Origin of the sequence: Brachyspira suanatina (assembly GCF_001049755.1) — a bacterium.
Taxonomy (GTDB): Bacteria; Spirochaetota; Brachyspiria; order Brachyspirales; family Brachyspiraceae; genus Brachyspira; species Brachyspira suanatina.
Map to the genome: position 1 here is coordinate 1,982,657 of NZ_CVLB01000001.1, position 12,312 is coordinate 1,994,968.

Sequence of the window (12,312 nt, forward strand, 5' to 3'; positions counted from 1 at the left end):
ACATTTGATACAAATAAGCTTTTTATAATAAAATATTGAAAATCAAGATATGAATTTTTACTAATAAAATAAACTAATTAATATTTTCAAATTTGTCTAAGACTATTTTAAAATCATCAATATTTATATAGAAATCAAAATCATTTCCTTTATTATGCATATTTTGATACACATAATTTTTTTCATTATTTTCAATGTACTCTAAATATTGACCACCTATAGTTTCAACTATATATTTATATGTATCTTCAGCTCTAATATTAGGTACGATACCAAGTACAGATATAGTTTCTTTTGAACAAACAAGATTTGTAAGCCCACTTCCTAATATTGAAATTATTTTATCAGCATTATAGAACATACAAAGTTGTTCTTGTAAAGAATATTCTTCAGGACATATCATTTTATAACCTAATTTAGATAATATATCCATAAGATTATCTTCATTTAAAATTCTTCTAGTTTTTACATTTCTTCTAGTTAAATATATTTTTTTTGGGAAATTATTAATATCATAATTTTTTATTAATTCTTTTGATAATTCTCTATACTTATTGCATATCCAAATATCAGGATAATGAGTATTTGTACTTGGAAAAGATGATAAATATAAATTCTCACACAAAATTTCTGTTTGATCTGAAATATATATTATTTTTTTATTATCAATTTGAAACATATCCAAACTATCTTTATGAAATTTTGAGTTACACCCATCTCCCAAAATAAAAGCATCTATTTTATCCAAATATCCTGCATCTTTTAATATAAAAAGTCTAGGTAAAGTTTCATGCATCCAATGCCCAAAACAAACATTCCATATAGACTGAAGACTAAATACATTTAAGTTAGTTTTCTTTCTAAATCTAAATTTATAGAATGCAAATCTTCCGCCTAATTCTGCTTTAAGAGTCAAAATTTTATTAAAAGGTAATGACTCTTTTATTATTTTATTATCACTTGTAAAACAAAATCCCCAACTAGAATATATTTTAGCATCTTTTAATTTACAAAGAAAATTATCAATATTTGAATTTTGATATTTTATAGGAATATATAAATCTGTTTTTATATCTTTTATAGAAACAGAATTATTTTCTAATTTTTTAGAAACTTTTTCACCTATTTTATTTCTTATATTACCGTTTAAAATTTTATTTCCAAAACCCATAAAAATTCCTATAAACTATCTTTATGTATTATGATATATTATAATGAAATTAAGTCAATTATATATTATATAATTATCTAATAGTAAAATAAACTTTTATAGTTACTTAATTACTTATTATAAACATTGTAATACAATCTTTATAATAACTATAATGCTTTATCTACAGTCAATAATAAATATAATATGAATAGAATTTTTTTATATAAAAAGCTAATGTATATATTATAACTAATCATACTTAATTATAATAAATTAGAAGCATTATTTTATATATTAATATTCATACAACACAAAAGCGTATATATAAAAATAAAATTAAAAAATTACTTACATACCCCACCATTTATTCTTTTTATATAAATTTATATTTTTAACTTTATTAATACTTGATAGTTATATAGAAAAAGTATCCCCACCCAAGCTTTTTTTAAAATTTAGGACCTATATACAAAAAGGAAGCAGAAAACTGCTTCCTTTGTATATTTTTATTTTTTAATTGATATTAAGAGTCAAGAAAATCTTTTAACTCTTTTTTCTTAGACTGCGCTCTCAATCTTCTTATAGCCTTAGCCTCTATCTGACGAATACGTTCTCTAGTAACCTTGAATACATATCCAACCTCTTCAAGAGTATGAGAATATCCATCAACAAGACCGAAACGCATTCTTATAACCTTCTGCTCTCTGTCAGGTAAACTATCTAATATAGAATCGATCTGCTTTCTTAATATTTTGAAAGTAGTAATATTTTGAGGACTTTCAAATTCTTTATCTTCAATGAGTTCACCTAAAATAGTGTCTTCTTCATCTCCTATAGGAGCATTCAAAGAAACAGGATCCTTAGCAACATTTCTAACACTCTTTACCCTGCTTTCAGGCCAGCTTAAAGCCTTTGCTATCTCTTGAATAGAAGGCTCTCTTCCATGCTGCTGCATATACTGTCTTAATACTCTCTGAACTTTATTAATTTGCTCTATCATATGAACAGGTACCCTTATAGTTCTAGCCTGATCACTTATAGAACGAGTAATAGCCTGGCGGATCCACCAAGTGGCATAAGTAGAAAATTTATAACCCTTTTTATATTCAAATTTATCTACAGCCTTAATAAGACCTATATTTCCTTCCTGAACTAAATCGAAGAAATGAAGCCCTCTATTAACATATTTTTTAGCTATAGCAATAACAAGTCTTAAATTAGCCTTAACAATATGATCTTTAGCTTGAGCAATCTTTCTTCTAGCAGAATCAATCTTTCTTACCCATTCCACTAAAGTTTCTTTATCAATACGAACTTCATCATAAATATCAGCCATACGAACCTGTGCTTTATGGAAACTAGTTATAACAGCTTCTATAGCTTCAGGAGTAATATTAAACTCATCTACAAGTCTTATATATATATCCTTATTACCAGATTCTATCTCTTTGTAATAATTTTCAAAGTCTGATATTTCTTTATAGTATCTTTTTTTAAGCTTTTCAAAATACTCTTCTATCTGATTTATTCTATGCAAATAGAACTTTAACTTTTCAGCTATTCTGTCTATCTCCATTCTATTTAATCTTACTTTTGTTAAAAGCTTAACTATACTATCTTTAACTTCCTCTTGTTCTTTAGTAAGAGATTTAATAGTTTTTTGAGTAGTAATCTTCTTTATTCTCTTATCCAAAGATAGGTATTTTTCAGCTAATGCTACATACTCTTTTTCAAAGTTTTTATACTTTCTTTCTAATTTTCTTTTTTCCTGAGTAGAAACATTATAAATTCTAGGAGGCTCTAATATTTCATGTATAGAAACCTTTCCTATCTGTACATTCTTGATGGTATTTAATACTTCCCCTACTACAAGATGAGTATTCAAGATTATATTTTCAATTTCTGATTCTCCAGATTCAATCTTTTTCGAATAATCTACTTCATCATCATGAGTAAGCAGGCTAACCTTTCCAATTTCTTTAAGATAAAGTCTTATAGGATCATCATTGTTCCCTACCTTATCCTCTACATGTATGAATTTGGCAGCATCATCAATTTTATTCTGATTTTTTGAAAGGCTTTCAAATTCTCTTTTATCTTCAACGATAACAATTTTTCTTGCAGCTAATAATTGAAAAAGTATATCCATCACATCGGTATCCATATTATCAATGGCACCATTAATCTCTTTAAATGTAAGATATTTATTTGTATTTCCTTTTTCAAGTAATTTTCTAATCTTTTCATTATTTTTAATCAAAAGATCGCAATCTTCTTCTGTCATCATAAATCACTTCCTTGATGTAATTTTTCTTTTTGCTTATTAAGTAAACTTATTTTACGAGCTGCTTCATAAATATTATCTAAATTATCCAAATTTATATTATTTTGTAATTCTTTTTTTTCGGAGTCTATGCAGCCGCTTTTAATTTTAATAATAAGCTCCTCCAGTTTTTCATATATATTTTCACTATATAGTTTCTTCTTGCTTAAAATCTGATTGGCTATATGCTCATTTCCTAATACATTAAGAGCATCTTCAACACTTGCTTCTTTATTAAGAGTTAAGAGCCTTATATAAAATTCTCTTGTTATATCTTTCTTAATAAGATCAACACTAATTTCTCTTTCAGCCTCTTTAATTAAAGAAGGATTCAAAGCAAGTAAATATATTAAACTATTTTCATAGTAAAATTTGTTATCTGTATTATTTTTTACTTTTTTATCATATTTTATACCGGAAGCATACTGATTTGCATTATATGTGTTCAAATAGTCTTTGTTAAAAGCTTCTCTATCAACATTAAGTTTCGAAGCCACGTATGAAATTATCATCTGTTTCTCTGTTTCACTTTTCACAGCATCTAAATACTTATAAAAACTATTAATAACATTTAGTTTTTCTGCTATAGATAAAGAAGAAATATCCTTTTTTATTTCAGTATCTATAACAAAATCATACCAATTAAGTTTATTATTATACAATATATCAAACCGGTTTCTACCATAAACTGTAAAAAATTCATCTAAATCTTTAGTTTCTTGTATAGAAAGTATAGTCAACTTTAAATCAAACTTCAAGAGCGTAATTATAGCAGATTTTGCCGCTTTTATGCCTGCTTCATCGCTATCTAGAGCTAATACCACATTTTTAGTGTATTTTTTTATCTCTCTGGCATGTTCTTCTGTAATTGCAGTACCTAAAGTTCCGACAACATTCTTTATACCCATTTTATGGCATGCTATTGTATCCATATAGCCTTCAACAAGCATTATTTCATCTTGCTTCATTATATATGATTTGGCGATATTTATACCATATAATGAAGATTTCTTTTTGAATATTAGGCTTTCTTTAGAATTTAAATACTTAGGCTCCTTACCATCTATACTTCTGCCTCCAAAACCTACTATCTCTTCACGTTCATTTATTATAGGAAACATTATTCTATTAACAAATGTATCATAATAATGATTAGGGTTGTTCTTGCTTACACTTACTAAACCTAATATATTCATATTATTTACTGTAATTTTATTCTCTGTTAATGCATTCATTAAGGCATTCCAACTAGGAGGAGCATAACCTATTCTAAATTCTTTTATAATGCTGAATGGTATTTTCCTTGATTTTAAGTATTTTTCAGCACCTTTATAGAAATAATCTCCATTTTTATCCTTTAAAAACAGGCTTTTACCAAAAAAGTTGCATGCTATTCTGTTAATTCTTCTGCTTTCTAGATATATTTTATCTTTTTGAGTAGTTTTTGCAGAAAAAAATCCGCTGACATCAACAGAAAACCTATTGCCTAAATACTGTACAGCCTCTTTGAATGATTTATTCTCTTTTTCTTTAAGATATGTAATAACATTACCTTTAGCACCACATGTAAAACATTTATATATGCCTTTAGCATCATCAACAGACATTGAAGGATTTGTCTCCTGTCCGTCTTTATGAAAAGGACATTGAACGGTATATTGACTTCCGCCTCTATGTACTACTTTATATCTATCTCTTAATATATCAATAAGAGATACTCTAGACAATAGATTATTTAATTTTTCAATAAATAAATTATCCACAATAAATAAGCTCAAATTTTAATATCTGTATATTAATCGGATATTAAAATATTAAAAATTATACATTATACCCATAAATAAATATCCATAAATATAAAAATATTTTAAAAAAAGTCAAGTATTTTTAATATTTTTTAATCAAAATAATATTAGTCAAAATCAATTTATTTTACATATTTATTACTTGACAAAATTCTGTTTTTTATTATTATAGTGTGAACATGTTTTGCGGAGACTTATTGTGTTTAGTTATTTTGAAAAAAGTCAGAGAAGAAGAAGGATCTTAAATAACATAAAATCAAGAAGGATTATAATAGATAAATTTAATATTCCATTAGGTATAGTACCTAGCGAATATGTATACCCAATAGAGGGTACAAAAATAGAATTAAAAAATACTGATAATGGAGATGTATATTCATATAAAATATCCGTTTCAGCAGAAAAAATATTTTCATTGTATATGAAATTATTAAAATTATTTCCATCTTATGGCACCATGATCATAGAAAGAATCAGCGAAGATGTTAACAGAGATTTCGATGTTCTTATGAGCGATCCTGATGTTTCATTAAATGAAATAAGAAAAGTATTTAGAAGATATAACGAATTATGGATTGAATGCGGTTTTGTAGGTTTTGGTGTTATAGATGAACTTACAGAGTTTGAAATTTTTATAAATTTAGATAAAGAAATAGAAATCAACACTTCATATAAAAATATGAAGCAAATTAATCGTATATTACGTTCATATAAGCTTTTAAATGATGATGTTTCTTTTATCAGCGACTATGAACATATGCATTATTCTCTTTCATCTATAGTTGCAGATGAAGGATGTTCTGAAGCTGATGAATATGTTTTTGATTATTATGATATTATAAATAATCTTAAATCAACTTATGGATTCACCACTATCAATTTAAATGATGTTAATAATATTATAAAAACTCCAAAGTGGTGGAATGTTACAGTTAAGGGTTTGGGTAAATGTCAGAAACGAACTTTTATATCAACTTATTATATAGTGGCAAATACAATAGAAGAAATGGAAACATTAATAGATGAAAAAATGAAAGATATGAACGTTGATTATTATTATATATACGATTTTTATAATGTTGATCCTAATGACTATAATTATGAAAGTGTGAACGTTACTAATATTCAAAATGTATCTTTTGAGAAAGCACCTTGTGGTATATGGGGACAATCTGATGTATTTATATGCAAAGCTAAAAATATAGCTTCATATTATATTAATAAGAATTATGCAAGAACATACTAATGATAATTTTATAAACGCTTTAAAAATAAAAGAACATATTAAATATCAATTTAAATATTGTCCATATTGCGGTGAAAAAGATTCTTTTATTTTTAATGATGTAAAAATCTTTAAATGCTCAAAATGTAAAAGAACATATTTTACTAATCCGGCATCCGCTGTAGGAGTTGTTATAGAAACTCCAAATGGAATAGTATTTGTAGAAAGAAAATTTGAACCTCAAAAAGGTTATATAGATATGCCAGGAGGTTTTTGCGAGCCTTATGAAAGAGCTGAAGATAGTGCTGTCAGAGAAGTTTTTGAAGAAACTAATATAAAATTAAATAAAGTGAATTTTCTTATTAGCGGATATAATGAATATATATATGATGGTATAATGTATATTACAACAGATATATTCTTTTATTCAAATTTAGATTATATCCCAGAGACAGCTGCAAATGATGATGCTTCAAAAGTTATTTTTATAAAAAGAGAAAATATTGATTTGGAAAAAATAGCTTTCGAATCTGCTAAAGAAGCTCTTTCTTATTATATAAATAATTTTTAATTTTTTATTAACAAATTTTTTTATTAACAATAATATTTAAATGCTTTGATTATGACAAATAAAAAACAAATTATAGAAATAATATTAGCTTCTTTAAGTGCTGTTTTTATAGCCGGATTTATTAGAATATTTTTCTTCGATACATATATTGTTACTAATAAATCTATGGAGCCTACATTTTTTGAAGGAGATCAAATACTTCTTTTAAAAAAGAATTTCATATTTAATAGAGTTAAAAATTTCGATGTTATAGTATTTAATTATAATGATACAAATCTTGTCAAAAGAGTTATAGGAATAGAAGGCGATAAAGTAGAAATAAGAGACGGCGGACTTTATTTAAATGATGAACTAATAGAACATAAATATTATATATTTTCAAATGAAGATAATGGACTTTATATTTTAGGAAATAATCAGTATTTCGTTTTGGGTGATAATATAAAGGTTAGCGAGGACAGCAGGTATTTTGGGCTTATAGATGAAAAAGACATAAAAGGACAAGTTATACTCATATTCAGCCCAAAAAAAAGATTTCAGCTATTTAATAATATTTTTCATCATAATGATAATAACATTTCTGAATAAATTTATTATACAAATATCACCTGCACTAAAAACATATAAATTACAGTGCCTGCTCCTATACTTATAAGTACATTTCTTTTTATTATATGCAAAACTACTATAACTGCTATAGATATTAATTCAGGTATGGCATAAGGAAATTTTATAATATTAATATCTTTAAGACAATACACTACAAGAAGTGCTATCATAGAATAAGGAAGTACTTTACCTAAAAACTGAACATATTTATTTTCAGATAATGATTTATTTATTATAATAAAAGGAAGAAATCTAAGAAAAGCAGTTCCAATTACAATCATCAAAGCAGTTATTAACATTTCTGTATTATTCATATATTTTTCCATCTTCATTATTATTATATTTATAAACTATGCTTATAGATATAAATATTAACACCATAGCAAGTATTATAAATATATTGGTTTTAAATATTAAAATAGGTATTGAGCATAAAAGCCCAATCAAAGCACCTCTATGATCTTTACTTTCAAGCCATTGTTCTGTAAATATCACAACGAATAAAGCAGTTAAAACAAAATCAAGCCCTTTAGTATTGAAAGTTATGAAAGAGCCTATTAAACATCCTAACAATGTACCTATATTCCAATACATATGATTTATGAAGGCCACAAAGAAAAGAAATGCATTTTTATTGATATTTTCCGGTATATCAGCAGAGCATAATATTGAAAAAGTTTCATCGCTTAAAGTATATATTAAATAAGGCTTTATAATTCCTGTATTTTGAAATTTTGATACAAGAGATATTCCATAAAATCCTACTCTTGAATTAACTATCAATGTGAGTATGAAAGCATATAGAGGATCAAAAGGGGCTAAAAATAAATAATTAATAGCCGTATACTGCATGCTTCCGCAATAGGCAAATAAACTTAAAAAAACTGCAAGCCAAGTATCAAGTCCTTTAGCTTTCATGAGTACTCCATAAGCCATACCCAAAAATATATAACCTACAAGAACAGGTATAGTATAAGGAAAAGCATATTTTAATGCTGAAATCAAATCATGTTTTTTAGTATTCATATTATAACTTTGATTTTATATTCTTCACTTTGTTTTCATCAGTATATTTAACGCTGAACTCTGGAGGTCTTAAGGCAGCACCCATAAATACATTTTCATTTCTATATTCCATTAAACTATTAACTGTTTTATTTGCTGTCATATGATATTCATTAGCTTTTACAGTATCTTTTATATATTCAATATTTCTTTCATTTATTCCGCTTCCAGGCATTATTATTATTTTATCATTATATTTTTCAACCAATTCTTTTAATTTGATTATACCGCTCATAACATTAGCCTCGCCGCCTGAAGTTAGTATTCTCTCAAAACCTAATGATATTATGTCTTCGCATGCTTCATTTAAATCACGGCTTACATCTATTGCCCTATGAAAAGTAGCCTTACTGCTTCCCCATAAATCTAATAATTTAGAGCATCTTTCTTTATCAACCCGGCCCTCTTTTGTAAGTATGCCAAATACTATGCCGTCAATTTTTAATTCTTTCATAAGTTTTATTTCTTTTTTCATTATTTCAAACTCAATATAATCATAGCAGAAATCTCCGCCTCTAGGACGAACCATTGCATATATTGTAGCATTTACTTTTTCTCTTGCTAATTCTAAAACGCCATAACTAGGAGTAGTGCCTCCCTCAAACATATTGCCGCAAAGCTCGAGTCTGTCGGCTCCGCCTTTTTCAGCACTTATGCAAGACTGAACAGAATCAACACATATTTCTATTTTTGTATTCATAATAATGCCTTTTATAAATTAATTAAAACATATCAATTATACTAGAAAATTGCCAATTGTCAAAATATATTATATAATCCATCTGCATCTATTTTATAATAAGGATTAGGTTTATGAAAAAATTATTTATAATGTTATTACTTAATATAATGTACATATCTGCCTTTGCTGATACTACCGATATAACAAAGCATTTATTTTTTACTTTTGAAGGCAGCATTGATAAATACCCTATTACAATAAATATACATATTGAAAATCCTGATAATATTACAGAAAATAAAAAGTCTAATATAGACGGATATTATAAATACAATAATGTTAATACTCCAATACCTATAAGCGGAGAAATGGATAAAAATACTATTAAATTTACTGCCTTTGATTATAATAATTCTGATAAAAAAGAAGAATTCAGTTTTAAAATAAATAATAGTCAGTTAAATAATATTATTGATTTAGGAAATGGTAAAAAGAATATTGATTTAAAAGGAAGCTGGAAAAATAATAATAAAAAATTAAGCTGTAATATAGATACTATAAAACCTTTAGGGGATAAAATACATACTGTTTATGATATATCTGTTTCTAAAGAATATAAAGATAAGACTTATGGTTTATCTGCACTTTATATAGAAAATTTAAAATCATCTATATATGAAGGTGAAATCATAAACAAAATAAACAATACCAATGAGATGATTAAAAAGATTAATGATGATATTGCTAAAGTAAATTTTAATGAAGAAGAAATTTTTCACGAAGTTAATTTTTATAATTTTTATAACAAATTTTTTAATGATAATATTTTATGTTTTACAAGCAGTACAGAATACTATTATGGAGGAGCGTATCCTGATACTTCAATATCACATTTGACATTAGATATTAATAAATTAGAAATAAAAATATTAACTTTATCAGATTTCGTAAATGACAGCGATAAATTTAGAAAAGCTTTGCAAAGCGAAATAGATAAACATTATAAAGAAATTGGAGAAGATGATTTTACTATTGATGTAATAAATAAATCTGATAGTTATTATGCTAAAAGTTTAATGTCAAGAAATGTTGCAATTAACAGATATTCTGACGGCATTAGTTTGCATATAAGGTTTGAGCTTCCTCATGTTGTTAGAGCACTTGATGATTTTGAAATATCTTTTGAAAAATTAAAGCCTTATTTAAAAAAGAATATCTATTGATTATTTTGCCGCTTTAATAATAAATAATCAAAACTTTACTTTTATAGTTATTTTTTGTATAATGATATTATGAGCAGAGATATTAATGTTTTAAATGATTATTTTGTGAGATATTTATTCTCATCGTCAGACAGTAATTTAATACTGCTTGATTTTATCAATTCAATAATGCTCGACTCTAATATGAAAACTTTTAGATCCGTAGAAATCCTTACACCTTTTAACTATAAAGAAAATTATCAAGATAAAGAAACAATAGCAGATGTAAAGTGTATAACTCAAAATGGTACTGTTGTAATTATAGAAATACAGTTGCAAGGTAATTCTAGATTTCCAGAAAGAATACTTTATTATTGGGCAGCTAATTATAGTAAGCTATTAAAGCATGGAGAAAAATATGATGCTTTAACTCCAGTAATTAGTATCAACTTACTTAATTTTAATTTAGATGATAATGATTCTATACATTCATGTTATATGATTTATGATACTAACAGCAAAAAACTGTTAACAGATCATTTACAAATTCATATAATTGAACTTAAAAAATTCAAATATAATTTATTACAGCCAGATTTAAACTGCTGGCTTAAATTTTTCACAATGAAAGAAAAAGATAATAAGGAGGTTGTTATGTCAGAATTAGTAAAAGAAAAGCCTATAATGGAAGAAGTGCAAAAAAGATATAATAACTTTATAAAAGACAGACTAATGATGAATGAATATGATAAAAGACAAGCTTATTTGTATGGTAATCAAATAATGCTTGATGAGGAGAGAAGATTAGGTATTGAAGAAGGAATTAAGAAAGGTATAGAACAAGGTAAGAAGGAACAGCAAATATCTATAGCTAGAAGTTTGAAAAATGCAGGCATAGATATAAAAATCATAAGCGAAAACACAGGATTAAGTATACAAGAAATAAAAAACTTGTGAGTATCTAGTAAATTTATTTACTAGACATAAATAGCGAGCGAATAATTTTTTTATAAATAAATTAAAGAAATAAAAAAATTATAATAGATATAGATTTGAATTTATTTTTAAAATAAAAAGAGCTTCTATATAACAATATATAAAAGCTCTTAATTTTTTATTCTTTTTTTAATAATTCGGCTACTATCTCATCAAGTTCTTCAGGCTTTACTCTAGGATCATAGCGTCCAACTATATTTCCTTGCCTATCTATTAAAAACTTACCGAAATTCCATCTTATTTTATCAACGCCTTCTTCAGTAGGCTTTTCAGTTCTTAAATAAGTAAATAAAGGATCAGCATTCTTACTATTAACTTTAACTTTGTCAAATAGCTTGAAAGTAATACCGTATTTCTCCTTTCTAAACTCAGCAATTTCTTCAATAGGTTCTTTAGCTTGTCCGCCGAATTGATTACAAGGAAAGTCTAATATTTCAAAACCATCCTTTTTATATTTTTTGTATAAATCCTGCAACGCAGAATATTGTTTCGTAAATCCTCATTTAGTGGCGGTATTAATTATAAGTAATACCTTTCCCTCATACTTTTTTAATTTTACATCTTTACCTTCAGCATCTTTAACTGTGTAGTCGTATATACTCATCTTATCCTCCGCTTATATAATATTTTACTAAAATAAAAAGGCATAGTACATTAATTAAATATTAATTACCATGCCTT

General features: G+C 25.9%; 12 protein-coding genes. 5 read left to right on the forward strand and 7 right to left on the reverse strand.

Going from position 1 to position 12,312, the window contains the following annotated elements:
• Positions 1–73: 73 nt before the first annotated feature.
• The 3 genes from BRSU_RS08520 to dnaG form a co-directional block, all read right to left on the reverse strand.
• Positions 74–1,171, reverse strand: coding sequence for a glycosyltransferase family 61 protein (locus tag BRSU_RS08520; protein ID WP_083997877.1), 1,098 nt, complete (start codon positions 1,169–1,171; stop codon positions 74–76).
• Positions 1,172–1,676: 505 nt separating this feature from the next.
• Complete coding sequence (gene rpoD, locus BRSU_RS08525) at positions 1,677–3,440, reverse strand: RNA polymerase sigma factor RpoD (protein WP_048594916.1); 1,764 nt, start codon at positions 3,438–3,440, stop codon at positions 1,677–1,679.
• Positions 3,437–5,239 (reverse strand): DNA primase, encoded by a 1,803-nt coding sequence (gene dnaG, locus BRSU_RS08530; RefSeq protein ID WP_048594917.1) that lies wholly within the window; start codon positions 5,237–5,239, stop codon positions 3,437–3,439. Before dnaG ends, rpoD begins: the two co-directional genes overlap by 4 nt.
• Before the next feature lie 241 nt (positions 5,240–5,480).
• Here dnaG and BRSU_RS08535 point away from each other — a divergent pair, with 241 nt between their 5' ends.
• From BRSU_RS08535 to lepB, 3 genes are read left to right on the forward strand one after another with little or no spacing between them, the layout of a single operon-like run.
• Positions 5,481–6,527 carry a hypothetical protein gene (locus BRSU_RS08535; RefSeq protein WP_048594918.1) on the forward strand — a complete coding sequence of 349 codons (1,047 nt, stop codon included), beginning with the start codon at positions 5,481–5,483 and terminating at the stop codon, positions 6,525–6,527.
• On the forward strand, positions 6,511–7,077 hold the full coding sequence (locus BRSU_RS08540; RefSeq protein WP_048594919.1) for an NUDIX domain-containing protein: 567 nt from the start codon (positions 6,511–6,513) through the stop codon (positions 7,075–7,077). The genes BRSU_RS08535 and BRSU_RS08540 overlap by 17 nt, the downstream gene beginning before the upstream one ends.
• 51 nt (positions 7,078–7,128) lie before the next feature.
• A complete protein-coding gene (gene lepB, locus BRSU_RS08545) occupies positions 7,129–7,665 on the forward strand; it encodes a signal peptidase I (protein WP_048594920.1) in 537 nt (178 codons plus the stop codon).
• A 5-nt stretch (positions 7,666–7,670) separates the two neighbouring features.
• On the opposite strand, the gene BRSU_RS08550 is transcribed toward lepB, so the two are convergent.
• From BRSU_RS08550 to BRSU_RS08560, 3 genes are read right to left on the reverse strand one after another with little or no spacing between them, the layout of a single operon-like run.
• A complete protein-coding gene (locus tag BRSU_RS08550) occupies positions 7,671–8,000 on the reverse strand; it encodes a branched-chain amino acid transporter permease (protein WP_048594921.1) in 330 nt (109 codons plus the stop codon).
• On the reverse strand, positions 7,993–8,712 hold the full coding sequence (locus BRSU_RS08555; RefSeq protein WP_048594922.1) for an AzlC family ABC transporter permease: 720 nt from the start codon (positions 8,710–8,712) through the stop codon (positions 7,993–7,995). Before BRSU_RS08555 ends, BRSU_RS08550 begins: the two co-directional genes overlap by 8 nt.
• Position 8,713: 1 nt before the next feature.
• Positions 8,714–9,451, reverse strand: coding sequence for a copper homeostasis protein CutC (locus BRSU_RS08560; RefSeq protein WP_048594923.1), 738 nt, complete (start codon positions 9,449–9,451; stop codon positions 8,714–8,716).
• Between the two features lie 113 nt (positions 9,452–9,564).
• On the opposite strand from BRSU_RS08560, the gene BRSU_RS08565 reads away from it, so the two are divergent.
• Positions 9,565–10,656: a hypothetical protein gene (locus tag BRSU_RS08565; protein ID WP_048594924.1), complete on the forward strand. Its 1,092-nt coding sequence runs from the start codon at positions 9,565–9,567 to the stop codon at positions 10,654–10,656.
• A 69-nt stretch (positions 10,657–10,725) separates the two neighbouring features.
• Positions 10,726–11,592, forward strand: a complete 867-nt coding sequence (locus BRSU_RS08570; RefSeq protein ID WP_048594925.1) for an Rpn family recombination-promoting nuclease/putative transposase — start codon at positions 10,726–10,728, stop codon at positions 11,590–11,592.
• A gap of 157 nt (positions 11,593–11,749) precedes the next feature.
• Here the strand turns inward: BRSU_RS08570 and BRSU_RS08575 are convergent, their stop codons facing one another.
• Positions 11,750–12,235, reverse strand: coding sequence for a glutathione peroxidase (locus BRSU_RS08575; protein ID WP_083818252.1), 486 nt, complete (start codon positions 12,233–12,235; stop codon positions 11,750–11,752).
• Between the last annotated feature and the right edge of the window lie 77 nt (positions 12,236–12,312).

Excerpts from the sequence above, each read along its gene's own strand:
- BRSU_RS08520 (WP_083997877.1), bottom strand. The coding sequence starts at position 1,171 with ATGGGTTTTGGAAATAAAATTTTAAACGGTAATATAAGAAATAAAATA.
- rpoD (WP_048594916.1), bottom strand. The coding sequence starts at position 3,440 with ATGATGACAGAAGAAGATTGCGATCTTTTGATTAAAAATAATGAAAAG.
- BRSU_RS08540 (WP_048594919.1), top strand. The coding sequence starts at position 6,511 with ATGCAAGAACATACTAATGATAATTTTATAAACGCTTTAAAAATAAAA.
- lepB (WP_048594920.1), top strand. The coding sequence starts at position 7,129 with ATGACAAATAAAAAACAAATTATAGAAATAATATTAGCTTCTTTAAGT.
- BRSU_RS08550 (WP_048594921.1), bottom strand. The coding sequence starts at position 8,000 with ATGAATAATACAGAAATGTTAATAACTGCTTTGATGATTGTAATTGGA.
- BRSU_RS08555 (WP_048594922.1), bottom strand. The coding sequence starts at position 8,712 with ATGAATACTAAAAAACATGATTTGATTTCAGCATTAAAATATGCTTTT.
- BRSU_RS08560 (WP_048594923.1), bottom strand. The coding sequence starts at position 9,451 with ATGAATACAAAAATAGAAATATGTGTTGATTCTGTTCAGTCTTGCATA.
- BRSU_RS08565 (WP_048594924.1), top strand. The coding sequence starts at position 9,565 with ATGAAAAAATTATTTATAATGTTATTACTTAATATAATGTACATATCT.
- BRSU_RS08570 (WP_048594925.1), top strand. The coding sequence starts at position 10,726 with ATGAGCAGAGATATTAATGTTTTAAATGATTATTTTGTGAGATATTTA.